This is a genomic window from Merdimonas faecis (assembly GCF_001754075.1).
GTDB classification, from domain to species: Bacteria; Bacillota; Clostridia; order Lachnospirales; family Lachnospiraceae; genus Merdimonas; species Merdimonas faecis.
In genome coordinates, this window is the sequence record NZ_MIEH01000018.1 from 496,559 (window position 1) to 521,543 (window position 24,985).

23 protein-coding genes and 1 tRNA gene are annotated in these 24,985 nt (G+C 46.9%); 2 read left to right on the forward strand and 22 right to left on the reverse strand.

Annotated elements, in window-relative coordinates; all coding sequences use genetic code 11:
- Positions 1–2: 2 nt before the first annotated feature.
- The 9 genes from BKD12_RS11175 to BKD12_RS11215 all read right to left on the reverse strand — a co-directional run bounded on the left by BKD12_RS11175 (position 3) and on the right by BKD12_RS11215 (position 10,541).
- The gene (locus BKD12_RS11175) at positions 3–2,351 is read right to left on the reverse strand and encodes a RelA/SpoT family protein (RefSeq protein ID WP_070089385.1); all 2,349 of its coding nucleotides are present in this window, start codon (positions 2,349–2,351) and stop codon (positions 3–5) included.
- A 34-nt stretch (positions 2,352–2,385) separates the two neighbouring features.
- Positions 2,386–2,910, reverse strand: a complete 525-nt coding sequence (locus BKD12_RS11180; protein ID WP_070089386.1) for an adenine phosphoribosyltransferase — start codon at positions 2,908–2,910, stop codon at positions 2,386–2,388.
- A gap of 110 nt (positions 2,911–3,020) precedes the next feature.
- Positions 3,021–4,733, reverse strand: a complete 1,713-nt coding sequence (gene recJ, locus BKD12_RS11185) for a single-stranded-DNA-specific exonuclease RecJ (RefSeq protein WP_070089500.1) — start codon at positions 4,731–4,733, stop codon at positions 3,021–3,023.
- A 101-nt stretch (positions 4,734–4,834) separates the two neighbouring features.
- The gene (locus BKD12_RS11190) at positions 4,835–7,000 is read right to left on the reverse strand and encodes a protein translocase subunit SecDF (RefSeq protein WP_070089501.1); all 2,166 of its coding nucleotides are present in this window, start codon (positions 6,998–7,000) and stop codon (positions 4,835–4,837) included.
- Positions 6,993–8,438, reverse strand: a complete 1,446-nt coding sequence (gene scfB / locus BKD12_RS11195) for a thioether cross-link-forming SCIFF peptide maturase (RefSeq protein ID WP_070089387.1) — start codon at positions 8,436–8,438, stop codon at positions 6,993–6,995. Before scfB ends, BKD12_RS11190 begins: the two co-directional genes overlap by 8 nt.
- Before the next feature lie 132 nt (positions 8,439–8,570).
- Entirely contained in the window at positions 8,571–8,714 is a 144-nt protein-coding gene (scfA, locus tag BKD12_RS11200) for a six-cysteine ranthipeptide SCIFF (RefSeq protein ID WP_070089388.1), read from the reverse strand.
- A 129-nt stretch (positions 8,715–8,843) separates the two neighbouring features.
- Entirely contained in the window at positions 8,844–9,218 is a 375-nt protein-coding gene (locus BKD12_RS11205; RefSeq protein ID WP_070089389.1) for a TIGR04086 family membrane protein, read from the reverse strand.
- Positions 9,219–9,296: 78 nt separating this feature from the next.
- The gene (gene spoVT / locus BKD12_RS11210; protein ID WP_070089390.1) at positions 9,297–9,845 is read right to left on the reverse strand and encodes a stage V sporulation protein T; all 549 of its coding nucleotides are present in this window, start codon (positions 9,843–9,845) and stop codon (positions 9,297–9,299) included.
- Positions 9,846–9,923: 78 nt separating this feature from the next.
- On the reverse strand, positions 9,924–10,541 hold the full coding sequence (locus BKD12_RS11215) for a flavodoxin family protein (RefSeq protein ID WP_070089391.1): 618 nt from the start codon (positions 10,539–10,541) through the stop codon (positions 9,924–9,926).
- Between the two features lie 113 nt (positions 10,542–10,654).
- Here BKD12_RS11215 and BKD12_RS11220 point away from each other — a divergent pair.
- Positions 10,655–10,727 (forward strand) — tRNA-Ala (locus BKD12_RS11220).
- Between the two features lie 327 nt (positions 10,728–11,054).
- On the opposite strand, the gene BKD12_RS11225 is transcribed toward BKD12_RS11220, so the two are convergent.
- From BKD12_RS11225 to BKD12_RS16965, 13 genes are all read right to left on the reverse strand, one after another.
- Positions 11,055–11,357 carry a type II toxin-antitoxin system RelE/ParE family toxin gene (locus tag BKD12_RS11225; RefSeq protein WP_070089392.1) on the reverse strand — a complete coding sequence of 101 codons (303 nt, stop codon included), beginning with the start codon at positions 11,355–11,357 and terminating at the stop codon, positions 11,055–11,057.
- The gene (locus BKD12_RS11230) at positions 11,350–11,613 is read right to left on the reverse strand and encodes a type II toxin-antitoxin system prevent-host-death family antitoxin (protein WP_070089393.1); all 264 of its coding nucleotides are present in this window, start codon (positions 11,611–11,613) and stop codon (positions 11,350–11,352) included. Before BKD12_RS11230 ends, BKD12_RS11225 begins: the two co-directional genes overlap by 8 nt.
- 93 nt (positions 11,614–11,706) lie before the next feature.
- Positions 11,707–12,345 (reverse strand): ABC transporter ATP-binding protein, encoded by a 639-nt coding sequence (locus tag BKD12_RS11235; RefSeq protein ID WP_070089394.1) that lies wholly within the window; start codon positions 12,343–12,345, stop codon positions 11,707–11,709.
- A gap of 23 nt (positions 12,346–12,368) precedes the next feature.
- Positions 12,369–13,673: an ABC transporter permease gene (locus tag BKD12_RS11240; protein WP_070089395.1), complete on the reverse strand. Its 1,305-nt coding sequence runs from the start codon at positions 13,671–13,673 to the stop codon at positions 12,369–12,371.
- A gap of 27 nt (positions 13,674–13,700) precedes the next feature.
- On the reverse strand, positions 13,701–15,236 hold the full coding sequence (locus tag BKD12_RS11245) for an ABC transporter permease (protein ID WP_083262931.1): 1,536 nt from the start codon (positions 15,234–15,236) through the stop codon (positions 13,701–13,703).
- 108 nt (positions 15,237–15,344) lie between these two features.
- Positions 15,345–16,610, reverse strand: coding sequence for a LytR/AlgR family response regulator transcription factor (locus tag BKD12_RS11250; protein ID WP_070089397.1), 1,266 nt, complete (start codon positions 16,608–16,610; stop codon positions 15,345–15,347).
- Between the two features lie 174 nt (positions 16,611–16,784).
- Positions 16,785–20,342 (reverse strand): ABC transporter ATP-binding protein/permease, encoded by a 3,558-nt coding sequence (locus tag BKD12_RS11255; RefSeq protein WP_070089398.1) that lies wholly within the window; start codon positions 20,340–20,342, stop codon positions 16,785–16,787.
- A gap of 123 nt (positions 20,343–20,465) precedes the next feature.
- Positions 20,466–20,894 (reverse strand): flavodoxin, encoded by a 429-nt coding sequence (locus BKD12_RS11260; protein WP_083262932.1) that lies wholly within the window; start codon positions 20,892–20,894, stop codon positions 20,466–20,468.
- Positions 20,837–21,073, reverse strand: coding sequence for a hypothetical protein (locus tag BKD12_RS16740; protein WP_070089400.1), 237 nt, complete (start codon positions 21,071–21,073; stop codon positions 20,837–20,839). Before BKD12_RS16740 ends, BKD12_RS11260 begins: the two co-directional genes overlap by 58 nt.
- A gap of 16 nt (positions 21,074–21,089) precedes the next feature.
- Positions 21,090–22,235, reverse strand: a complete 1,146-nt coding sequence (locus BKD12_RS11270; RefSeq protein WP_070089401.1) for an iron-containing alcohol dehydrogenase — start codon at positions 22,233–22,235, stop codon at positions 21,090–21,092.
- 170 nt (positions 22,236–22,405) lie between these two features.
- Positions 22,406–23,437: an FAD:protein FMN transferase gene (locus BKD12_RS11275; protein ID WP_070089402.1), complete on the reverse strand. Its 1,032-nt coding sequence runs from the start codon at positions 23,435–23,437 to the stop codon at positions 22,406–22,408.
- A gap of 344 nt (positions 23,438–23,781) precedes the next feature.
- A complete protein-coding gene (locus tag BKD12_RS11280) occupies positions 23,782–24,132 on the reverse strand; it encodes a helix-turn-helix domain-containing protein (protein ID WP_070089403.1) in 351 nt (116 codons plus the stop codon).
- A 113-nt stretch (positions 24,133–24,245) separates the two neighbouring features.
- The gene (locus tag BKD12_RS16965) at positions 24,246–24,509 is read right to left on the reverse strand and encodes a hypothetical protein (protein WP_176730955.1); all 264 of its coding nucleotides are present in this window, start codon (positions 24,507–24,509) and stop codon (positions 24,246–24,248) included.
- A gap of 66 nt (positions 24,510–24,575) precedes the next feature.
- Here BKD12_RS16965 and BKD12_RS11285 point away from each other — a divergent pair, with 66 nt between their 5' ends.
- Positions 24,576–24,974: a MerR family transcriptional regulator gene (locus BKD12_RS11285; RefSeq protein ID WP_070089404.1), complete on the forward strand. Its 399-nt coding sequence runs from the start codon at positions 24,576–24,578 to the stop codon at positions 24,972–24,974.
- The last annotated feature ends 11 nt before the right edge of the window (positions 24,975–24,985 follow it).

The window sequence follows — 24,985 nt, forward strand, 5'->3', positions numbered from 1 at the left end:
TTTTAACCTGTTGTCCTTTCAATATCGATCACACCGTCCAGCTGGCGAAGCTTCTCAATGATTTTTGTAAGCTCATCTCTGCCGTGTACAATAAATCCCGTCTCGATGGTGGCTGTTCCTTTCTTACTGGTCCGGACATTCATGGATTTCACATCCACATCCGCCTCCGTGAAGATCCGGGACATTTCCATCAAAAGACCCTGGCGGTCATAAGTATACATCTTGATCTCCGCAAGATACTGGCCGCCGGCCTCTTCGGCCACATCACTCTCCCACTCGGCGTCTATAAGCCTTGCTCTTTCAGCTTCCGTCAGATGGATCATATTGACACAGTCTGTACGGTGGATAGAAAGACCTCTTCCTCTGGTCACAAATCCCACGATCTCATCCCCCGGCACCGGATTACAGCATCTGGAGAACCGTACCGCCACATCATCAATTCCCTTGACCACAATACCGCTCTTGGATTTTGCGATATGGACACGGTTCTTTGCAGCCTCTGCCACCCGTTCCAGCACCACTTCGTCCGTAAGCTCCTGCTTATGCTCCTTGTTGTACTCTTCCATCAAACGGTTTACCACCTGGCCCTCTTTCAGTCCTCCGTGACCAATGGCGGCAAGCACTGCATCCCAGTCCCGGAATCCATACTTCTTCTGGACCACCTCCATATATCTGGAGTTCATGATATCACTGGGATTAATGCTTTTTGATTTGCAGTAAGAGGCAATCATTTCTTTTCCTTTGATGATATTGCTCTCTTTAAATTCCTTTTTAAACCATTGATTAATCTTATTTTTTGCCTGTGTACTTTTAACGATGTTCAGCCAGTCGCGGCTGGGACCTTTGGAATTCTGAGAGGTCAGGATCTCGATCCTGTCTCCGTTCTGGATTTTATAGTCAATATTAACCAGCTTTCCGTTTACACGGGCGCCTACCATCTTATTTCCTACCGCACTGTGGATGGCATAGGCAAAATCGATCGGCGTTGATCCATTTGGAAGATTCTTCACGTCTCCCTGGGGTGTGAAGCAATATACATCCTCGGCAAACAGATCCAAATCCCCTTTGATCAGATTTAAAAACTCCCGGTTGTCCGACATGTCTCTTTGCCATTCCAGAATCTGACGGAGCCAGCTTAGCTTTTCTTCCTCCTGAGCCTCCACGCTCTTTCTTCCATCGTTGGACTCTTTATATTTCCAGTGGGCTGCAATACCGTACTCTGCCGTCTTATGCATTTCCTGGGTCCTGATCTGTATCTCGAAAGGCTGCCCCACCGAACTCATCAGCGTCGTGTGGAGCGACTGATACATATTTGGCTTCGGCATGGCAATATAATCCTTAAAACGTCCCGGAATCGGCGTATACATCTCATGGATCACACCCAAAGCCGCATAGCAGTCCTTCACGGAATCCACAATGATCCGCACTGCAAACAGATCATAAATCTGATCCACGGTCTTATCCTGATTGACCATTTTCTTATAAATACTGAAGAAGTGCTTAACTCTTCCGTTGACCTCTGCCTTAATGTTGGCATTTTTCATATGGTCCGACACTTCGTCCACAATCTGCTGAACAAATTCTTCTCTTTCCGTCTTTCTTGCATTGATCTGCTTTACAAGATCAAAGAAAACCTCCGGCTGAGAATACTTAAGCGCCAGGTCGTCAAGCTCTGTCTTAATCTTGGAAATACCAAGCCTTTGGGCAATCGGAGCGTAGATGTCCATGGTCTCCTTTGCCTTTTCCTTCTGCTTGGCAGGCGTCATAAACTGCAGTGTCCGCATATTATGCAGACGGTCGGCAAGCTTAATGATAATAACCCGGATATCCTTCGCCATTGCAAGAAACATTTTTCTTAAGTTTTCCGCCTGCAGCTCCAGTTTATCCGAGGAATATGAAAGCTGGCCCAGCTTTGTGACCCCGTCTACCAAAAGCGCCACTTCCTCGCCAAATTCTCTTTTAATATCTTCATCTGTATATTTCGTATCCTCCACCACGTCATGGAGCATTCCTGCCGTGATCGTTTCCTTATCCATCTCCAGATCCGCCAGGATAATAGATACCCACAGCGGATGAATGATATACGGCTCTCCCGATTTCCGGCATTGGTTCCCGTGCGCCGTCTTAGCCATCTGATATGCCTTGCTGATCATTGACACATCCGTCGACGGATGGTATTTCCGGATACGGGCGATTAACATGTCATACAGACGGTCCGGATCTTCATAATCGCCAGGTGCCTTTACCGCATGGCCATCCACGATCTTAAGTCCGCTCATAGTGTCTTCGGTAATAGACTCCGGCGCAATGCGCCCGTCGATCGCCTCATAAGTTGTCGTAGACTTTGACATATTAACGCCTCCTCTCTCTTCGTATTACAATCATCTATTTTCCCGGATATATGATGACCGAATCTACATCATATTCCTTCAGACGTTCCCGTCCCTTAAGCCCGGCCAGCTCCATCAGGAACACGGCCTTCACTACTTCGCCGCCCAGTCCTTCCACCAGACGTATCATAGCCTCGTTGGTTCCTCCGGTAGCGATCAGATCATCCACCAGCACTACCTTCTGCCCCGGCTTTACAGCATCGCGATGCATCTCCAGTTCTGCAGTCCCATACTCCAGCTCATACTGGATAGACACAGTCTCTCTGGGCAGCTTCCCTTTCTTCCGGATCGGGATGAATGGTTTATGCAGATTGTATGCGATCGGAGCTCCAAAGATAAATCCCCGGGACTCAGAGCCGGCAATCTGGTCAAACTCAAGACCTTTCAGCTTCTCCTGCATCAGATCGATCGCAAGCCTCAAACCGTCTGCATCCTGGAGTACACTAGTCACGTCCCGGAAAATAATTCCCGGCTCCGGAAAATCCGGAATACTGATTACATAGTCCTCGATCCGTTTCATCGTCTCGTCTCCATTCTCTTAAAAATACTAATACAATCTTAAGTATATCATTACTTTTCCCTATTTTCAAACTATTCTGTACATTTATAGCAGTACTTTCTTTCGCATTTTTACGCAGTCTGATAGTGAGTGATCACAATCTGGGGCGTCGCCTGTCCCATATATTCATTCAGTGTGGGATAGTAGGTAATAGAAAGCAGCGTGTCTTTTCGCCCGGACAGATTCTCTACATCACCAAAATATACTGCCTCCACTGTATTGCCATTTGCATCCACAGCCCGCATTTTCAGCACATTCTTCTTCCTTCCTATCACACGCATATCCATAAGCCGCACGTTTCTGGCCGCAAAAACAGGCTTTGTATTTCCTTTTCCAAACGGCTCCAGAAGCGCAAGCTCACGGATCAGCCCTTCCGTTACGCAGGAAAAAGGCATTTCCATATCAATCACCACTTTTTCCGTCAGATCCTTGGGTGTCAACGTACAATGATCGTTGATCATCTTCCGGAAACTTTCCAGATTCTCCCGCTTCATCGAAAGTCCCGCCGCCTGTCTGTGACCGCCAAATCGCATAAGAAGATCCTTGCACCGGCTCAATTCCTCATACATAGAATAGGCTTCGATGGAACGTCCGGATCCTTTTAATCCTTCACTTGCATTTGTCAGCACAAACGCCGGCTTATAATACCGTTCCCTTATCCTTCCGGCCACGATCCCGGCCAGACTTTCGTGGCAATCGGGAAGATAGATCACCAGCACCCGGTCTTCTTTCAACGCAGATGCTTCTACCATCAGCTCCGCTTCTTTCACCGCTTTTTCCGTCATTTCCTTACGGCTGTCATTCAGTGCTTTCAGATCCCATGCCAGCTGGTCCGCCTCCTTCCTGGTCTTTGCCTCCAGCAGCCGAAGCGCCCTCTTGGCTGTGTCGAGCCGTCCGCTGGCGTTTAAGCAGGGACCAAGCACAAAACCGATATGATAGGCGCTGATGGTCTTATCCGCAAGGCCGGTACATTCGATCAGCGACCGGAGCCCCGGATTTCTGGTACGCTCCAGCATCTGCAGCCCTTCCTTTACGAAGATACGGTTTTCTCCTTTCAGATCCATCACGTCTCCTACCGTAGCAATAGCAACATTTTCAATAAGATCGTCCAGATCTTCGGAGTCCCGCCCCATAGATTCCCAGAGAGCTTCCATGAGTTTATATGCCACTGCCGCTCCGCATAAATGCGGAAAAGGATATTCGCAGTCCGGACGTTTCGGATCCACTACCGCATCTGCCGGAGGCAGGAGATACTGCTTCTTGCCCCCCCACTCTTCAAAGGGCACCTCGTGGTGATCCGTTACGATCACAGTCATCCCCATATCTTTTCCAAAGGCAATCTCCTCAGCCGCCGCAATCCCATTGTCACAGGTGAGCACCGTGTCCACGCCGTCATCATATGCCCTCTGGACCAGGTGAATATTCAGCCCATATCCGTCCGTCATACGATCCGGAATATCATAGTCCGCATCTGCCCCCAGCCTCTTTAAACCTTCCAGTAAAATATAGGTGGCATTGACTCCATCAATATCATAATCTCCAATGACCCGGAGTCTCTTCCCTTCTTCCAGCTTTTCTCTCAGGATTTCCACAGCCTTGTCCATATCCTTCATCAGCATCCCGTCGCACAGGTCTCCGATCGTCCCGTTCAGATACTGTCCGATTGCTTCTTCTCCCACAACATCCCGGTTTCTGATCAGGCAGGCAAGCCTGGGACTGATCTGAAATTTTTTCCCGATTCCGGCAAAATCTGCTCCCTTCCGAAGCATTACCCATCGTTCCATTTTTTCACTCCTTACGCCGCTATACATATAATAGTAATGCAAAAGAAACGGCCCGCCGTTCCTCCAGGCTGTGGCCGTTTCCCGTCTCATTTTTCTATTTGCTATTTCTTTCCTTTGCCTGCGGTCTTCTTTCCACCGATCTTTGTCTTCATTACATACCACAGGGCTGCCGTGATACATACAGAGGAATAAGCTCCCCAGACAATACCCACGATCAGCGGCAGTGCAAACTCACGGATGGAGCTGACACCCAGAATATACAGAACCGCAACCATGATGAATGTAGTCAGGTTCGTATAAATACTTCTGGTCAGTGTCTCTGTAACACTCTTGTTTACCAATAGCTTAAGGTCTGTGCTCCTTGTCTGGTAGCGCAGCTCCTCACGGATCCGGTCAAAGATAACGATAGTCGCATTGATCGAATAACCTACAATCGTCAGGATACATGCAATGAAAGTATTGCCAATAGCGATCCTGGATACCGCATAGAACAGGATAACTACCACCACGTCATGTAACAGAGCCAGTACCGCACTGGTCGCAAACCGGATATCCTTAAATCTGAGCCAGATGTACAGCAGCATGAACACTGCGGCTGTCAAAACGGCCACAACGGCGTCCTGACGCATTTCGCTGCTCACCGTAGAGCTGATATTTTCTGCAGTGATCGTATCTGCATCAACCTGGAAATTATCTACCAGAGCCTGATTGAGCGCCTCACGCTGGTCAAGATCCAGAGCAACCGTCTTGATGATGACCTGATTGCTTCCTTCTACCTTCTGTGTCTGGACATTGTTGTCTCCCGTTACTTCCTCTACCACCGGGACGATCTCCTGATCGATCTCATTAATCGTATAATCCTTATCAAAGTCTACCGTCGTTGATGTTCCACCTTCAAATTCCAGGCCATAGGCAAAAGCGCCCCGTCCCTGCGAATAATTATAGCCCAGCACTCCAAGACCGATAAGCATCACGGCAATAGAAAGGGTAAAGAAGTATTTCTTCTTCCCGATGAAATCAATAGGCTGACGTTCTTTTTTCGGATGATAATAAAGCTTTTCGCCCCGAAGTCCCACAGCATAGAACGCAAAAACAATAATCCTGGTAATCACCAGCGCCGTGAACATGGATACCACAATACCGATTGCCAGCGTCTGCGCAAAGCCTTTGACCGTTCCGGATCCCATAAACCACAGCACCGCAGCAGCGATCAGGGTGGTCACGTTTCCGTCTATAATAGCTGACATGGCCTTCTGGAAACCGGCCTTCAGTGCATTCTTAATACTCTTCCCTCTTGCCATCTCCTCGCGGACACGTGCAAATATAATAACATTTGCATCCACAGCCATACCGATACTCAAGACGATACCGGCAATACCCGGAAGCGTCAGCGTCACATTAAACGCATTGAGGATCACCAGCACAAGCTCTGTATAAATCACGAGCGCAATGCCTGCCGCCAGGCCGGGCAGATAATAAACGCAGATCATAAAGATGAACACCAGGCCAAAACCGATCGCACCTGCCATAAGGCTGGTACTGATCGCCTCTTCACCCAGCTGGGCCCCTACTACATTAGAACGGAGTTCCTTAAGCTCCAACTGAAGTCCTCCGATACGGATCGTAGACGCCAGGTTATCTGCCTCTTCATACGTGAAATTACCGGTAATATATGCGGTTCCGCCTGTGATCGCCGACTGCACTGTCGGGCTGCTGATCGTCTCGCCGTCATAGATAATGGAAATCGGCTGTCCAATGTTCGCCTCTGTTGCATCTGCAAACTTCTGGGTGCCTTCATCATTCAGGACCAGTTCCACAGAGTACTCCGCATTTCCCATATCGTCCTGTCCGGACTGCACACTGGCCGTCTGTACGTCTGCCCCGGTGATCACCGACTCGCCGTCGGAGGTCTGAAATTCCAGGGAGCCCGGCTTTCCAAGCTCGTCCAGGATCTGGTTGGCATCTGTTACACCCGGGATCTCAATACTGATCCGGTCATCGCCCTCCTGGTATACGCTGGCTTCCGTGCTGTACTGTTCCACACGGAGCTGCAATTTATAGATGGTATCACTCATCTGTTCCGCCGTCGGATTTTCATCCTCTACCTGATAGGTAATGCTGACACCGCCGGCCAGGTCCAGACCCAGCTTGATATTTCTCATTGCGCCGGTTCCGGTCTTTCCAAAGCCTACCGCTGTCGTAAATCCCAGAAAGATAATCACAACCGCCATAAGTATCAGGCTGATGATCCCTTTCTTCTTATTCATCTTCATGTTCCGATACTTCCTTTCCTGCATTTTCCCGCATCGCTTCCGCATCCGCCAGAGCGGCCTTGATCATGATCGCACACTCTACACGTTTACGCTGCATCTCGCAGCCGATCTCATATGTATCATGGATCGTCCCATGGAAATTATAGGCATTAGCCATACAGCCTCCGCTGCAGTAAAACTTTGCAAAGCAATTCCGGCATTTCTCCTTGGAATAGACATTGCAGCTGCGGAAATCATCCGCAATCTCCGGTCTTTTGATCCCTTCGTCCACATTTCCCATCAGGAACTCTTCCTGTCCTACGAACTGGTGACAGGGATACAGGTCTCCCCACGGCGTAACAGCCAGGTACTCAGTGCCGGAACCGCACCCGGAAAGCCTCTTGGCAAGACACGGACCGCCATCCAGATCGATCATGAAATGGAAGAAATTAAAGCCTCTTCCTTCCTGTTCTCTCTGGATCATGATCTTTGCCAGCTTATCGTATTCTTCCATGATCTTCGGCAGGTCCTCTTCCCGGATCGCATAAGGATCTGTCTCATCCCCTACCACTGGCTCAATGGACATCTGCTTAAAGCCCAGGTCTGCAAAATGCAGGATGTCTTCTGAAAAATCAAGATTATTTCTGGTAAATGTTCCACGGATGTAATAGCGCTCCTGTCCGCGGCTGTCGGCAAGCTTCTGGAACTTGGGAACGATCAGGTCATAGCTTCCCTTTCCATTGCGGAACGGGCGCATCTGATCGTTGATCTCTTTCCTTCCGTCCAGACTTAGGACCACATTGTCCATCTCCTTGTTGATGAACTCCTGGATCTCATCGTTTAACAGGACGCCGTTGGTCGTAACGGTGAAGCGGAAATGCTTGTCATAGAGCTTTTCCTGCTCTCTTCCGTAAGCTACCAGGTCTTTCACCACCTGCCAGTTCATCAGCGGCTCCCCGCCGAAGAAGTCCACTTCCAGATTTCTCCGGTTTCCGGAATTGGCGATCAGGAAATCCAGCGCCTTTTTCCCGACCTCGAAGCTCATCAGCGCACGTCTTCCATGATATTCGCCTTCCTCTGCAAAGCAGTATTTACATGCCAGGTTGCAGTCATGGGCAATATGCAGACACAGCGCCTTTACCACCGTCTTGCGCTTCTTCACCTCGTCTACCATACACTCGTAAACGTCCGGTACAAACAACTGTCCTGCTTCGGTAAGCTCCGCCAGATCATCCAGTACGTCCTTCAGATCTTCTGCCGGATAAACACCGCCTAATTTTTCCTCCACGAGCCCGTATACCGACGGTTCCTTAAGCTCTGCGACAGTATAATCCCTGCCATTTTCGTTCAATACCGCGATCACGTCATAGCACAGGTCGTCCACCACATGAACGGCGCCGCTGCAGACATCCAGAACGATATTGTATCCGTTGTTTTTATATTGATGAATCAAGGTAATACCCCTTCCTACTACTATCCTCTTCCTAAAATTCTCTGCGATACAACAACAGAGAGCCTGGCTTCCCAGACTCTCGAAGCTGTAATGCTCTTTGGCAGTACGTTTTTCGTATTCCTGATGCGTCCTTTACTTGTTCTGTTCGCAGGTCTGATTTCCTACAGTACAGGAAGTCTTGCACGCAGACTGGCAGGATGTCTGACATTCGCCGCATCCGCTCTTCTTCAGGTTATTGTTCATGGTCTGTGTATTTAATGTTTTCACATGTTTCATGGTACATTCCCTCCTTATTTTTCCTTAACTTATGCTATTATATCATCTTACCTGCGATTACGCAATCCATTTTTCTTAAGTCTATGCAGCCCGTTTTTCTTAAGTCTATGCAGCCCGTCCCTGCCATCGTCAGGATATCATCGCTCCGGCCATTCCACCGCCGGCGCAGAGCACAAATGTCGTCAGAAAATGAACACCATCTCCGCTTAATGTATGGTATACGCCCAGTGTGATCAGCATAAGCAGGGTAAAATAACTGCCGCCAAGCAGAAGTCCCCACAGGAACCTGCGTACCTTGGCAAGCTTCCCGATCACGATCCCTCCCACCAGTGTGGACAGGACATAGATCACGATCACCGCCGCAGATACACTTTTTTCATTCAGCTCCAGCCGGTACAGCGCCATTGCAAGCAAGAGGAGCAGGACTCCTGTCACCACATAGGATACCAGCAGGCCCTTTAGCACCCACAGAATCTTTGTATCTTTTCGAATCCGTCTTTCCATCCGCCGTCCCTCCTTGTCTATCACAAGTTATGACGGTGTACTGGCTTTTATTCCCGGATTTTTGTTTTCCGCCTTTTTCTACTGCTCCATCTGACGGCCTAAAAAGTCTGCCGCACAGCTTGCCACCTTCTGCTCCGCTCCGGTAAACTTCTTTTTTTCATCCCTGGAAAGCAGGATTACGCCTCCGATCACATCGCCTTCACAGATAATAGGATGAATCACCTCCCAGAGATAGTCTCCCTCCTGTTCACTGACAATCTTGACGCTGGCTTTTTCCTGTCCCGGAAATGTGGTGGCTGTCCGCTCTCCCAGAAGCTTCATAAGCTGGGAGCTGATATATTTGTCTGTAAGCTCCTTTTTCCCGCTGCCTGCTGCTGCCACGACCTGATCCATATCGCAGATACAGACCAGGCACCCCGTGGTCTGCGCCAGGCTTTCCGCATACTGCCCCGCAAATGCGGACAGTTCCCCGATGGGGGAATATTTTTTTAAGATGATCTCGCCTTCCCGGTCGGTAAATATCTCCAGCGGATCTCCTTCACGGATCCGCAATGTCCGGCGGATCTCCTTTGGAACCACGACCCTTCCCAGATCATCAATTCTTCTGACAATTCCTGTTGCTTTCATATTTTCTTTTCCTCCGTTTACTGTATTCTTTCGACAGCCGTACTGCTAGTATCTGTAAACAGAGGAAATTTTATTCCATTAGCGGATAAAATTCGTAGGCTGCTGTATTTCCTGCTCTGGAAGTCCGTATTTTTCTTTTCCCAGCGCAATGCTCTTCATCAGAAACGCCATATTCCGGGCCAGGGTACGCATGGTCTGAAGTCCTTCTGCGTCTTCTCTTGCCTCTCCCTGCTCTCTGCCATGGACACTGTTCCAATACTGGCTGGAAGCCACTGGCATGCCGCAGATGGTAAAATACTTGTTCAGTTCATCAAAGGTAGCTGAAAGGCCGCCTCTTCTTGCCACGACTACGCTGACTCCCACCTTCATCCGTTTCTCGAAGTGGGTGCTGTAGAACAGGCGGTCCAAAAGCGAAATCAGCGTTCCATTGGCTGATGCATAATAGACCGGGCTTGCCACCACCAGTCCGTCACATTCCTCAAATTTAGGTGCGATCTCATTTACGATATCGTCAAATACACATTTTCCTTTTTCATAACAGCTGTGACAGGCGATACATCCCCGAACGTCTTTATTTCCCACCAGGATTTCTTCTGTCTCAATGCCCTCCTGCTCAAAGATCTTTCTCATTTCATCTAACGCGATTGATGTATTTCCTTTTGCATGAGGACTTCCGTTCAGCATTAATACCTTCATTTTGTCTCCCTCCAATTTAAGTTATATCATCTTGCTCCGTTTTCTATTCTACGCCCGCCCCGGCAAAAATCAATCTTGATTTTTCGCACTGCTGTGCTATACTTATTACTGATGGGGTATTAGCGCAGCTGGGAGCGCGCCACATTCGCATTGTGGAGGCCACGGGTTCGAATCCCGTATACTCCATATTTTTATGAGCCGCGTATTTTAGGCAAATAATCATGACGCCTATATATGCGGTTTTCTCTTTGTTTGATTTTGCAGAACAAGAAGAGCACCTTCAAAAGAGAATTGTATCACTTTTGTTGATGCCAAATTTTTAAATAATATAAGCGCAATTATTTTGGATGGGCGGTGTATCCATCATCTCAGGTCCTCTTTACAGAGTGTGTCGGGAACCATTTCCGACCTCAAAATAATTACGCTTAGTATTATCATATTCTTTTTGTACTTAATAATATACTATTCTTTTTTATCAGAGTCAATCCCGAATAATAAGTCTCTGTCTCTTCCTTATATATTCCGTCCTTGATACTGTACAGTCACAACATAAACCGTTTTCCTTGCTTCATCAATTCTGAAGATGACAATATAATTATCTATGAGTAATTGTCGATACTCTTTTCCTGCATAGCGTCCTTCAGTTCGTTCTTGATGCGATTGAGGAAAACTTTCTAATTTCTTTAATGCTGCCCAAATCCGGTCAGTCTGTCCTTTTGCATTTTCTGGCGCTAATTTTTCCAAAGCGATATATGCAAAAATATCATCTATATCCCTAAAGGCCCGTGGATTTAATTTAACTTTGTATTTATCCATAGTATTTTCTATTCAATTTCTCAAATGCTTCATTGAGATCAATAGAAACAGCACCTTCTTCCAGTTCTTTTTCGGATTCATAGATTGCCTGATCGATACGGTTAGTTTTGACAAATTTATCATATAATTCACTGCTCATAACAACTAAATCACTATATCCATTTTTAGTTATAAAAATCGGTTCCTGAGTTTTATGAGCCATATCAGATATTTCGCTTGTATTGCGAAGTTCCTTGATCGGCATAATAACTGGCATAGTATCAGCCCCTTTCTTTCAACATAATTATAGCATAATTATGTTGAAAAGTACACAAATTATTTACAGCACATTATAGAAAATCCTTTTTTCTTATGAAACTTCTATTATCTTCCCATGATCCAGCTTCAGTACCACATCCGCCTCGTTCGCCACAGCTTCTGAATGGGTCACCACGACCACACATCTTCCCTGCTTATGTGCATTATCCTTTAAAATCTGTGTAATCTCTGCCGCCGTATCTTCATCCAGATTCCCCGTCGGTTCGTCAGCCAGAATCACCGGGGCATGGCTTGCTAACGCCCGGGCAATCGCCACCCTCTGCTGCTGCCCGCCGGACAGCTTCAATACATTTCTTCTGGCTTCTTCTTCGCCGATCCCCAAGCTTTTCAGTATTGGCATCGGGTCTTCCTTTGCTGTCAAAAGTACATTCTCTTTTGGCGTCATATATTCGATCAGATTATAATTCTGAAAGACAAACGCCACATTATTCCTCCGGTGCCAGGCTAGTCCCTTTCCTTTTTCCATAATACTTTGTCCTTCATATAGGATTTCTCCGCTTTTGGGCTCATCCAGTCCTCCGATCAAAGACAAAAGTGTCGTTTTCCCGCAGCCCGATGGCCCGCAGATTGCATAAAATTTCCCTTTTTCAAACGACAGACAGATATCTCTTAATACGGGTTTATCACTGAAATAATAGTATCCAACACCCTTTACCTCTAATACAGACATCTTCTCCCTCCTCTTGCTCTGTCCTAATTCGATGATAAGATTTCCTTCGGCGTCATCTTGACAACTGTCAAAAATGACATACCCACTGCCGCCAATATAACCAAGAATCCTGCTGCCGTGGCGGCCATCATATATCCTATTCCTCCAGAATGGCCGGATATCAGTTCTGTCATTCCTGCTGTATCTCCTGTAAACACCATTCTTCCGACCACTCCCGATAAAGTCGCTGCACATAATCCAGCAGCGATCGCTGCTGCCACATAGAGAAGAAAACTCTCCAGGATTAACTGCCCGAAAATTCCTTTCTTCCCTATTCCAGCTGCCAAATAGATTCCCATTTCATGTTTTCTGTCCCTCATCCACAGAAACAGGATCAGATACAAAATGACTATTCCCAGTACGATCATAACAACGATGAAAATTCCCGTTAAAAAGCTAACCCGCTCCAACGGCTCGGCAGAACTCTGATATTTTCCATTATTCTGCTCTATCTCATAACCATCTGTATCAAAATGGAACTCATCTGCGACTTCCTCTAAGGTCTTTTCAAACTGTGCTGAATCCCGAATATAAAAATTCACGCCATTACGATACCAGTCAAACTCACCGCCCCGCAGGTCTGAAACGATCTTCCGATCCGTCTGTATATCGATAAAAATATAATTTTCCGGAAAGTCAAACTCCGCACGCTCACTGTCCGGCTCTGATTCATCCTTGACCTGGAATATTCCTTTAACCTGATAGGTATATACATTTCCAAGCGCCGCTTCGTTGGTTCCCCGATAATTTTCTGTCACCACGCTTTGAAAGGTATCTCCGATTTCCAGTCCGTTATCTCTGGCAAGTACGGTCGATATCAGCGCCTGTCCTTCATCGTCTTCCTCAAGGTGCTCTCCTTCTACCAGATTCAGATTGTCCAGATAGAACTGTTCCTGATACACGCTTCTTGTCGTTGCCAGAAAACAAGCCGCATGTGCATCTTCTTCCTCGCCTGCGGCTGTAAACCTTCCCGGCGTCAGTTTCACATCAGGCAGGCTCATATAAAAAACATCATTTCCATTGTATGTAAGCAGGTTTTCTCCTTGGACTATTTCTTTACAGAGATCGTCATTCAGATACCTTGCAGTTCCGTCCACCTCAAGATTCGGCGTCACAGTAAAATATCCGCTCAATTTCTCCTTTAATCCGGCTGTCACCGCCTGGCTGGTTTCCCTGATACCAACCGCCACCATAACGCTAAGAAGGTTGGCCCACATCACCAGAAATAAAAGCAGGCTTTTCTTTTTTCTTCTTCCGATATACAGAAGGGCCCTTCTCCAACTATTCATAACTGATCTCCTTTATGCGATGAATTTTTATCCCAACAGTTCCCTGGCGCCATTCCCTAAAATTTTTCTTGTTTCCAGCCACACCGCAGCACCAAGCACCACATACAGCAGTGCGCTTGCTGCTGCTAATTCCTCTATATCTGGCTGACAGGAGATTTCTTCCACAGCTTCCGCTTCACTTTTAATCTCAAACTGTTCATTATAAGCCTCCAGAGCATTTATATCTGTCGGAAAGTCCATGACTTCCTGCTTGGAATTCTGCTCCTCCTGCCGATTCATATGTTCCAGCAAACCATTGCCAAGTCTGTTCCCGCTCCACATCGTAATCCCGACTGCCAGGATCAATGCCCCCAAAAGCAAGATTCCGCCTTCCAGAAACATCTGCCCGCATATCCTTCCTTTTGTCTCTCCGATAGATAGCAAGATCCCCACTTCTTTTTTTCTGGCTCCGATCCAGATCCGAAGTACCAAAATCAACAATACAATGCACACTGCTATCAAAAATACGATCAGAAATGTAGTGATTTTACTGACATTCTCCAACGGTTTCAGCGCAGATTCATACATAGAGGTGTCCACCTTGAGCTCATAGTCACTCCAGGTGATTTCCGGAATCTCCTTAATTTCTTCTATGATTTCATCCATCCTGGCAGGATCGTCGATAAAAAAAGTTGCCGTGTACTCCGGATCAATGGCTTCGCCTAAATCTTTTTTTGATATTCTCTCCATCTCTGTCAAGCCATCTATGTCCATAAACATATAGTTCCCGATAACTTGCTCCTCAACAGTATACTCATTTGTATACTGAGCGACATTCGCATGAAAAATCCCTGCGATTGTTAAATATTCCGTAGCAACAACTGTAAGGTCATTCAAATCTGTAATTCTTTTTGTATATGTCAATGGCAACGACAGCTGTTCAACACGGATCTGATCCCCCACCTTTAATTGATTCTTTTCTGCCAGTTCATCCGAAATCAGGATCTGATATTTATCCCCTTCCCGGATTGCTCTCCCCTCGACCAGTTCTAAGGTATTCGTACGAAAATAGCTTAATAATTCGCTATTGTTACATCCTTGTAAAATATTTTGCTTTTCGCTGATTTGATTTTGAATTCTCGGGTCATCTGAAGAATATTCGCCTGTTTCCCGCTCTAATTCTGCAAGCCGTGCAAGCAACGCATCAATTAAATCTACTTCTGGGAAATACGCCAAATATGACTTCGCCTCTTTACAGACATCCGTAACCCCTTCTACCTCCATAACCTTGTCAATTAGTTCGTCGTCTACGATCGAACCTTTATATCTGTATTGTTCAAATCCAGGTATATCTCCCGTCTGTTCCCATAAGTTTTTATCTTCTGCATTTTGGGGAATGATTGCCTTAACTGTAAAACTGTTGCCGTAAGCTTTTTGAAGCTCCTGCATCCCGTCTTGACTTCCCTTCCAAATGACAAGACCAAGCATCATACCCGACGCAATGACCGTCAATGTAAACATAAGCAAAATACATCTTAACTTATGAGTTTTTAGATAAATCAGACTCCTTCTCCAAATACTCATAACGCATCCCCCTCACAGTCTTTCTATATATAATTGATACTACAATATAATTTCAGAATTTTCAATTATATATCCTATAGTTGTCACATTTTTATATGTTTCACTTCCTTATTTCAGTTTTATCACCATCCTCTGCAGCCATTTCATATTTCCGATTTGTATGATTGCGTATATCATCCAGATCAGACCCTGCCACAGTACATACCGCCTGATATCATCCATCTGGAAATCTCTGAGTCCCCATACAATCCCGGTAAACACCATAGATATCACAGTTCCTGTTCCCAGGGGGATCCAGACAAACCTGGACACCTCCTTCTTCATATTGCGGACCCTCTCCGCCCGGCGCATACCAAAGCACTCCATAAACTGATACCTGGTCTTTATTTCCGGCAACTCCATATTGACCTTCATATGAAGCATCAGGATACCTGCGGTCAGAAGCATGACTAACACAAATCCATTCATGACTGTTTCCAGGATATGCTCCATCTGCCGCCTGGTCACCGCCTCCTTCTTCGAATAAGCACTCTTTACCAGCGGATCAAAGGATTCATCATAGGCGTGCGCCTCCTGAAATTCTGCCATGATCTGATATGCCCGCTCTTCCTGTTCCCGCACAGCGGATTCCGGCAGGTTTACCAGCGCCAGCACCGTCGGGCCCTCGTGAATGGTATTTTCCAGTACCGCTTCGTCCGACTCCACCGGTTCCCCGGTGTTCATATCTGTTGTTTTCCAGTAATCCTTTACCTTCTCAAAATAAGTATCCGAAAAAACAATCAGGTTTTCATATCTTCCCTGCCAAAAGCACCCGTTCAGGCTGCTTGTCTCTTCTCCCACAATATGGCGCATGGGATAATACGTCCGATATTCATAAGCGTTATATGCGACCAGAGGCTGTCCGATATGCAGATAGGGTTCTTTCGTCATCATGTACCAGTCGATGGGCTTCGCCTTGGCACCCTGATCTTGCTTGATTCCAACGATACGATAGTCCTTCTTCTGTTCTATTTCCTCAGAAATCATCCTTTGCAGAATGTCGGGCAGCCGCCGGTCCATGCTTTCCTTTAAGATATACTGACTGGCTTCCACAAGGTAGCTTTCTGCTGCATACTCTGCATAGGAGGTCAGGTAAAGAAGCTTTGTGTCCTTTCCCCGTTCTCTCAATATTCGTCCCAGTTCTATACCGTTGATCCCCGGCAGCCTGATATCCAGAATCAAAATCTCGTACTCGCTATTTTCTTCTAAAAACTGCTCCGCACTCTCATAGGCCCGACACTGTATTTCCGCAAAATCTCCGGCTGTCTTTTCCACATACCTGCATACCTCTTCCCGCATCCTGGCCTCATCCTCAATTACCCCAATCCGAATCATTTTATCTCCTCCTTGCTCATACGGAGTTTAAAACGATTATAATATACTCCACTGCATTTTTCAGCAAGGTGGCTGTTAGTGTCTATTTTTCAGGCCATGGATTTAAGTAAAAAAATAACCGGCACCCTCTCGGATGCCGGTCGTCCCTTTTCTGTCTCGAAAATAATTTGTCTGTTATTCTGTCCTAAGCGCCGTCACCGGATCGCTCTTTGCCGCTTTCCTCGACGGGATCAGCCCGCCGATCAAAGTCAGGACCACGCTTAGAAGAATCAGAATCACCGCCGGCCGCACCGGAAGCACGGCATTGACGGCATCTGTTCCTGCAAGATAATGGATCAGTGCGTTACCCGGTATCAAAAGCAGAAGTGAGATAATAATTCCCATTGCCCCCGCACAGAACCCAATGATAAAAGTTTCCGCATTGAAGACCTGTGAAATATTTCCCTTGGACGCTCCGATGGCACGCAGGATACCAATCTCCTTCTTCCGCTCCAGTACACTGATATAGGTGATGACACCGATCATGATCGAAGAAACCACCAGGGAGATTGCCACAAATGCAATCAGTACATAGCTGATGATATCAATAATATCCGTCACGGAAGACATCAGTGTTCCCACTACATCCGTATAGGTGATGACCTGCTCTTCTTTTCCTTCCTCTTCCATCTTACTGTTATAATCATCCAGGATCTTTACCACCTGCTCCTTGCTCTCGAAATCCTTCGGATAGATATCAATCCCGCTTGGCACATCAAAATCCACATAGCCAAGAGTAGCCAGATTATTTTCATAAGATGCGCTGTCGCCGGAATTCATAGACATCATAAGCTCCGTCAGCTGATCTCCTGTCATATTCATCTGAAATGCATCTGCAAATGCATCCCCATCAATATTCATGGCGTTTTCCAGACTGCTCCCTACATTTGCCATTGCCTGGCTCATGGCTGTTCCCATGCCGTTGGCAAGCTGGCTCATCATCTGTTGCATTGCGGATGAAATCTGTGCGGACAAGGCCTGACTGACAGCATTTCCATAGGAAGACATGGCATTTCTCATATAATTCTCTACCACCTGCGTCAACTGGCTTTCCACATTTCCCATATCAACAGTACCTGCAAGACCTTCTGCAAGACGGTTCTGTGCGTCCTCCGTCTGCAGATAGTCCAGGAAATACTCGCCTATCTTCGAAGGATCCGGACCATTCCCCGCCTGCGCATAATCGTAGTAACCTTTCATAATCTCTTGCGCTAGTGCAGTCATCTGATCATCCGACACGGTCACCCCATCCAGCTTCTCTTCCAGGAAATTATTAAACGCGCTCACAGCAGGATCTCCCTGCATAAACGTAATCAGCGCGCTATAAAACTCATCTGCGTCTTCAAAGTTCTGTCCTTCCACAGACTGTGCAAAGTCATTCTGCAGCCCCGCAAAAAGACTGGAAAGCTCCGTGCTTGATACCTTCATCGCACCGCTTTCCTTTATGATATTCACCACCGATTCCTTCATGATCCATTTGGCGCTATCACTGGTCAGATAGTTCTGAAAGCTTTCCAAAAGCCCCGAATAATCTGCCTCCGGATGATCCTTCACATAGAGCTGGTAGCCTTCCATCAGGCTTTCCGCCATTTTCGCAAATCCTTCTGACGAGATACTGATATCCAGATTTCCCAGCATCTCGCCCAGGTCCATCGTCCCCGTTTCCGGCAGGCTAATGTTGATTCCGCTTAGATCGACCATTCCTGACAGGTCCACAGAATCGCCTGCATTTCCGAATACGCTGGAAAAGTCAAAGGAATCCGACAGGTTTGAAAACGCGCTTTCATCAAAGCCAAAAGCCTCCTGAAGCTTTTCCTCGTCCACCGTAATCAGGGACTCCATATCAAACGTATTTTCAGAGCTCTCCTCTCCAAAAGCCTCTCCCGTAAATACATTAACAGAAGGATCTGCAAGCTGCTGTTTGACGATCTCGGTATCCTCCGCATACTCCGACATATGTTTGGTCAAAGAAGCCGGATAACAGATACCCGCACTTAAGGCAGAGGCATTGGCGTCCTCAGAAGGCTGCACGACGCCGACAATGGTCAAATCCTCCCCGTTCTCCACCAGCCCTTTCACATAATCATGATCGCCGGACTTGTCTGTCCATACCTGGTACTGGCTGTCATACGCATAATAATCTGCACTGTTTACCAATTTGAAATTGATGCCGATGATATCATCATAATCATAACTTCCCATATCCTCCGGTACAGTTATATCTTCTTCATTCAGGAACTGGCTGACCATCTCATCCAGCTCCAGCGGATCTCTGAGTCCCAGCGTATAGAGCATAAAATCACTGATCGCCCCGCCCTGGGTCAGGACCAGTACGCATTCGTTGGAATTTTCCGGCCACCGCCCCGCCTTTATGTCATATTGTCCCTCGTACAGCTCTTCATTTTCCGGCATCTCAAAGAACACATCTGTGCTCATCATACTGGACATCATGCTGTTCGTATTAGATGCTGATCCCAGGCCCAGCGAAGAAAAAGAACTGTCCGGATGCACCTGGCGGATCTCATCCCCATTTTCTTTATAAATCTGAGGCTCCGTATTATATGAATACTCAACCGCATTCGTATACTTTTCGATTCCGCTGTCACCGCTGTCCAGATAGGATTTCAGAGATTCCAGATCATTGGTGTCCATAGTGGAGAACATATCTGTTACCATATTGACCACATAGATATCTCCCTGTTCTTCTTCCTGAGTTCCGGCTTCCTCTCCGCTTTCTATCATAGAGGAAAAGTCGACACCGGTACTCTGGATCTGCAGCGGATATTCAGATAACGTCTCTTCCTCTATCTGTTTGATATAATCATTTACGCCTGTAGATAAAGCTAAGATCAGTGCTATTCCTATGATTCCGATCGAACCTGCAAAGGAGGTCAAAAGTGTCCTTGCCTTTTTGGTTTTCAGATTGTTAAAGCTTAGGGACAGGGCTGTCAGAAAAGACATGGATGCCTTCCCCATGTTTTTGTGTTCCGGCTTTGCAAGCTCCTGTTCATTGACCATAAAGGGATCACTGTCGGAACGGATCTTCCCATCCTTCAGATTCACGATCCGGGTAGCATATTCATGCGCCAGCTCCGGATTGTGTGTAACCATGACGACCAGCCGGTCCCTGGCCACTTCCTTTAGCAGTTCCATGACCTGCACACTGGTCTCGCTGTCCAGCGCTCCTGTCGGCTCGTCGGCCAGCAGGATCTCCGGATCATTGACCAGAGCCCGGGCGATGGCAACTCTTTGCATCTGTCCGCCGGAGAGCTGGTTCGGCTTCTTATGAACCTGTTCGCCCAGCCCCACCTGATCCAAAGCCTTCTTTGCCCGTTCTCTTCGCTCGGATTTCCCAATTCCTGAAATGGTAAGCGCCAGCTCCACATTGGAAAGAATGGTCTGGTGCGGGATCAGATTGTAGCTTTGGAACACAAAACCGATGGTGTGATTCCGGTAGGAGTCCCAGTCTCTGTCTTTGTATTTTTTCGTGGATATTCCGTTGATGATCAGGTCTCCGCTGTCGTAGCGGTCCAGACCTCCGATGATATTTAGAAGCGTTGTCTTCCCGGAGCCGCTGGGCCCCAGGATGGCAACAAATTCATTGTCTCTCAGATTCAGACTCACCTGATCCAGCGCTTTCTGGACCAGACTTCCGGTACGATATTCCTTACAGATGTCTCTTATCTGAAGCATTGATGTATTATCCCCTTTCTGTCACGCGCCATGCTTTGTTCTATCCCCCTCTAATGTTGTTATTATAGCGAAAAAACATCTGTTTGTCATCGTACAAAACAAAGGATTTGTATCATTCTATCCTCAGATTCCCAGACCGCTGACCCAGTCGGTTACTTCCCCTTCCGCATCCGGCACCGCATTTCTTGAAATCGCAAGCCCGTCTTCTTCTACCTGGGCATCCGGCTCCAGTTCGGCAATCGTATCAATGGTCCTGGAAAATCCGCTTCCCCCGTGGGTCGTAAATGGGATGATAGTCTTTCCGCTAAGATCATACTCCTCCAGGAACGTATAAAGAGGCATGGGAAGGTCTGCATTCCAGTTTGGATATCCGATAAAAAGGGTATCATAGCCGAAAAGATCCGCCGGAAGATCCTGAATCTCGGGCCTTGCGTTATTGTCTCTTTCCTCAAGAGCCACATCTCCGCACTCATTATAGTCCTCCGGATAAGGTGTCACCGGCTGAATCTCATACAGGTCGCCGCCGGTCTGTTCCTGGATATACGTAGCCATTTCCTCTGTGTTGCCTGACCAGGAAAAATAGGCGACCAGAATATTGCTGCCCCCGGAAGCATCCGTACCCGTGCCTTCATCTGTGCTTGTGTCTGCGCCACCATCTGTACCGGTGCTGCTGCCGCAAGAGCCAGGGCCATAGCTGACGCCAGAAGTACACTGATCAATCGTTTTCTCATCGCTTACACCTCCTCCTTACATACACTCCATCAGGATGTCGTAGATCTCATCCCGGCCAAGCTCTCTTGGTCCGCATTTAATGATGTTGCAGATGTCCGCTACCTTTCTTAATATTTCCGGTGTGATCTCTACCTTTGATTTCAGCTCTCCCATCTTTGTAGGAAGGCCACACTCTTTAATAAAGTCCGCAAGCGCTTCCACGGCTGCCTCGGCAGTATCCACGCCGAAGACTTCCTTTCCGAATTTTTCAAATTTCGTTTCTGCATCTTTCACAATATGGCGGTAGTAGGCCGGATGGATCACTGCCAGTCCCTGTCCGTGATTACAGTCGGTGTAAGCTCCAAGCTGATGCTCCATCTGGTGTGCCTGGAAGTCTGTCAGGCGCCCTACCTTCAGGATTCCATTTTCTGCCATTGCAGAATCCCACATCAGATTGCCTCTGGCCTGCATATCATTGACATCAGCCAGGAGACGGCGCATATTGACAACTGTGTTTTTCATGATGGCAAGTGCCACATCGTCAGATACATTGTCTTCATCCGAGTGTCCAAGATAGGTTTCCATCGCATGGCTTAAGGTATCAAAAGCACCGGAGATTACCTGCATCCTTGGAACAGATGCCGTATATCCCGGATCCAGAACAGCAAATCTTGCTGAGCTTCCAACGGTCGGTCCCTTCCAGTTTTTATCTTCGCAGGTGATGACTGCACCAGAGTTCATCTCCGCTCCCGTACCGGATGCCGTCACTACCGCTCCCATGGGGATGCCGTCTGCAGGGAATCTTCCGGAGCCGTACTCCATCTCCCAGATGTCCTGATCTGCCTTTGCCTGCGCAGAGATTACCTTACAGCAGTCGATGACACTTCCTCCTCCTACTGCCAGGATGAAGTCTGCCTTCTTTTCTCTTGCAAGCGCAGCGCCTTCCTGTACTTTAGCATAGGTGGGATTCGGCATGATGCCGGAAAAGTCAATCACTTCTTTTCCCGCCTCTTCTAAGATTCCTTTCACCTCATCATAGATGCCGTTTGCCTTTATGGAACCTCCGCCATAAGCCAGCATCACCGTTGTCCCTACGGCCGGCGCTTCTGCGGCAAGAGCTTTTTTTGCAGCTCCTTCACCAAAATAGACTTTTATGGGATAAGTAAATGTAAATTCGTTCATGATCCATTCCTCCTGTTAATACCGATAATATAGTGCTGATTTTTTCTTTCCTTTCTTTACACTGTGATTGTATCAACCGGTTGTAACTATCGGTCAATAGCTTTTTTCATATTTTTCATGAAAAAAACAGAGCCTTTCGGCTCTGCTTCCCGTCAGAATATTTTATACAGTTATGAGGTAATGATGTGAAGCTCCATATTCCCAAAAGAATCTCCCAGGGTAAACTGATCTTCAATTCCTTCTGTCACGTAAATGTCTCCATCCTCCGTGACAGCAATCATCTCAAAATCCTGGTGTTCCTTCCAGTATTCCTCAGCTCCTTCCAGTCCTTTCACAAACATGGATGTAGAAAGGGCGTCCGCCACTTTCCCTTCCTCTGCGATAATGCTTACAGACACCAGGCCGTTGTCCACCGGATAACCTGTCTCCGGGTCGATGATGTGGGTGTATTCTTTTCCATCTTCCCCGACGAAATAACGCTCATAGCTTCCGGAGGTCACCACCGCACAGTCAGAAGCCAGAAGCATGCCCATCTGTCCGTCCCCGAAAGGATTGCGGATCCCGATACGCCAGTCGGTGCCGTCAGGTCTCTTGCCTACTGCCTGGATGTTGCCTCCAAGATCCAACAGTGCAGACGTTACGCCCTGCTCTTTGATCACTTCTGCCGCCGCGTCTCCGGCATAGCCTTTTCCTACGGCTCCCAGATCCAGTTCCACTCCCTCCGGAAGTGTCAGCTCATTTCCACTCAGGCTCACCTGCTCATATCCCACATGTTCCAGAAGCGTCTGGATCTCATCCGGCGCCGGAATGCGGTTCTCATCTGTTGTAAAGCCCCAGGCCTCCAGCACCGGATAGATGGTCGGTTCCAGTGCGCCTCCGGTCTTTTCTGCCATTTCAAGTGCAAAGCTGACCACGTCCCTTGTGTCATCGCTAAGCGTCACAGGGCTTCCCCCGCTGTGGTTCGCCTGATAGATCTGACTGCTTTCATCTGTAACGGACCATTCCTTTTCCAGCTTAAGGATCCTCGCCTGTGCCTCTTCTACTGCCTCGCCTGCATCCTCTCCATAAGCTGTTATGGTCATATATGTATCCATTCCAAAAAAATTCACCTGCTCCTGCTGTCCTTCCAGGCTCTGGGAGGTACATCCCGCAAAAGCAAGGCTGATCCCTATTCCCATCAAAATTGCTGTTATTCGTTTCATTCGTCGCTCCTTCGGTTGAGTTACTTGCCGTGTTCACAGGCACATCATAGCAAAATATTCCGTAAAGAACAACTATAAAACTACAACAGTCCCAATCCATTTACCCATTCCTGCACTTCAGCCTGGCAGATCCTCGATCTCAGAAACCGTACTGGAAAATCCACTGCCACCTGATGTAACAAAGGGGATGATCGTTTTCCAAATACCTTTTCCACAGGGGTTTCATATATAGTTTTATATATCTTAAGTGGATAATTTACTTTTTCATCACTGTTTAACAGGACATTTTCGTCCTATTAATGTCCTGTTAAACACATTTTTAAGAATATCTTCTTCACTATATTTTATTTCATGTCACTTAAAGCTTGCAAATATTCCTCCAAACGCTTCCGCGAACCAGATTCAAGCCTTTCATACATTTGAAGCAGTTCATATTCTTTTGAATTCTTATTAATCACGACATAGTCTATCTGCCTGTGTTCCTTCGGATTTTTGCTGTCCGTCTCTAACAGCAGCTCATATGGTGAAATTTCCAACACATCGCATATGATCATAATCTTATCAGCAGAAGGTTTCGTTCCCTTTCTCCGCCAGTCACTGACCGTACTCTGGGAGATACCTGTTCTTTTCACAAATTCAATTTGTGACATTCCCTTTTCCTCAAGATATTGATAGATTCGTTCGCTAATAAGCATAGCCTCTCCTTTCAGTTTGTTCCTTAGCTTTTCTTTTCAATTTCATCTTGACAAAACCGTCAGTTCTCATTAGTATAAAAAAGAAGAGAAATGGGTTTGTACCAAGTATGATTTTAAAATCTGAACGGGTTGCTCGTTTCTTTTTTTACGTCTAAAATGTCATATAGATAATAATTTCCATTTTTTGCATGGCGGACCAACATGGAAACATGATATACGTTATGCCGTTCCAATATTCCCTGTTCGTTATAAATGGGCAATGCGAATCTGGAATCGTACCGATACCATCCAAAAGCTGCATCTCGCAAATGCTTATTTCCAAAATTCTCCCGGAAATGCCATGTTAAAAGCATAGGGTTTGCAATTTTTATATCCATGGAGTAAAATATGATTGTTTCAACCGGTTGTTTCTATCGGTCTGTTAGTACAGGAGGGAATAAACTATGATATATACCATGATGCAGGCATGCAAAGAAGCAGATATGACCTATCAGGCACTGAAATATTACTGCAATGAAGGGCTGGTGCCTAATGTAAAGCGCGACAAAAATAACCGGCGCATTTTTGATGAAAAGGATATCAAATGGATCAAAGATCTGGTCTGTCTGAAAAAATGCGGGATGAGCATCCAGGAAATGAAGGACTATCTCGCTCTCTGCCTGGAAGGCCCATCCACGATCACCCGGCGAAAGGAAATGCTGTCCGTGAAACGAGAAGAACTCCTCTCCTCTATTCAGGAACTGGAGAGCTGCGTGGACTACATCGACTGGAAGCAGCAGTTCTATGATGATGTGCTCTCCGGAAAACGTCCCTATGTCAGCAATCTGATCGCCTCAAAATAGTATGATTTAGT

Excerpts from the sequence above, each read along its gene's own strand:
- BKD12_RS11280 (WP_070089403.1), bottom strand. The coding sequence starts at position 24,132 with ATGCTTATTAGCGAACGAATCTATCAATATCTTGAGGAAAAGGGAATG.
- BKD12_RS11240 (WP_070089395.1), bottom strand. The coding sequence starts at position 13,673 with ATGAATAGTTGGAGAAGGGCCCTTCTGTATATCGGAAGAAGAAAAAAG.
- BKD12_RS11245 (WP_083262931.1), bottom strand. The coding sequence starts at position 15,236 with ATGAGTATTTGGAGAAGGAGTCTGATTTATCTAAAAACTCATAAGTTA.
- BKD12_RS11250 (WP_070089397.1), bottom strand. The coding sequence starts at position 16,610 with ATGATTCGGATTGGGGTAATTGAGGATGAGGCCAGGATGCGGGAAGAG.
- BKD12_RS11270 (WP_070089401.1), bottom strand. The coding sequence starts at position 22,235 with ATGAACGAATTTACATTTACTTATCCCATAAAAGTCTATTTTGGTGAA.
- BKD12_RS11285 (WP_070089404.1), top strand. The coding sequence starts at position 24,576 with ATGATATATACCATGATGCAGGCATGCAAAGAAGCAGATATGACCTAT.
- BKD12_RS11205 (WP_070089389.1), bottom strand. The coding sequence starts at position 9,218 with ATGGAAAGACGGATTCGAAAAGATACAAAGATTCTGTGGGTGCTAAAG.
- BKD12_RS11260 (WP_083262932.1), bottom strand. The coding sequence starts at position 20,894 with ATGGCTACGTATATCCAGGAACAGACCGGCGGCGACCTGTATGAGATT.
- BKD12_RS11275 (WP_070089402.1), bottom strand. The coding sequence starts at position 23,437 with ATGAAACGAATAACAGCAATTTTGATGGGAATAGGGATCAGCCTTGCT.
- spoVT (WP_070089390.1), bottom strand. The coding sequence starts at position 9,845 with ATGAAAGCAACAGGAATTGTCAGAAGAATTGATGATCTGGGAAGGGTC.
- BKD12_RS11230 (WP_070089393.1), bottom strand. The coding sequence starts at position 11,613 with ATGCCAGTTATTATGCCGATCAAGGAACTTCGCAATACAAGCGAAATA.
- scfA (WP_070089388.1), bottom strand. The coding sequence starts at position 8,714 with ATGAAACATGTGAAAACATTAAATACACAGACCATGAACAATAACCTG.
- BKD12_RS11190 (WP_070089501.1), bottom strand. The coding sequence starts at position 7,000 with ATGAATAAGAAGAAAGGGATCATCAGCCTGATACTTATGGCGGTTGTG.
- BKD12_RS11255 (WP_070089398.1), bottom strand. The coding sequence starts at position 20,342 with ATGCTTCAGATAAGAGACATCTGTAAGGAATATCGTACCGGAAGTCTG.
- BKD12_RS16965 (WP_176730955.1), bottom strand. The coding sequence starts at position 24,509 with ATGGATATAAAAATTGCAAACCCTATGCTTTTAACATGGCATTTCCGG.
- BKD12_RS11235 (WP_070089394.1), bottom strand. The coding sequence starts at position 12,345 with ATGTCTGTATTAGAGGTAAAGGGTGTTGGATACTATTATTTCAGTGAT.
- BKD12_RS11225 (WP_070089392.1), bottom strand. The coding sequence starts at position 11,357 with ATGGATAAATACAAAGTTAAATTAAATCCACGGGCCTTTAGGGATATA.
- BKD12_RS11215 (WP_070089391.1), bottom strand. The coding sequence starts at position 10,541 with ATGAAGGTATTAATGCTGAACGGAAGTCCTCATGCAAAAGGAAATACA.
- BKD12_RS16740 (WP_070089400.1), bottom strand. The coding sequence starts at position 21,073 with ATGAGAAAACGATTGATCAGTGTACTTCTGGCGTCAGCTATGGCCCTG.
- recJ (WP_070089500.1), bottom strand. The coding sequence starts at position 4,733 with ATGGAACGATGGGTAATGCTTCGGAAGGGAGCAGATTTTGCCGGAATC.
- BKD12_RS11180 (WP_070089386.1), bottom strand. The coding sequence starts at position 2,910 with ATGAAACGGATCGAGGACTATGTAATCAGTATTCCGGATTTTCCGGAG.
- BKD12_RS11175 (WP_070089385.1), bottom strand. The coding sequence starts at position 2,351 with ATGTCAAAGTCTACGACAACTTATGAGGCGATCGACGGGCGCATTGCG.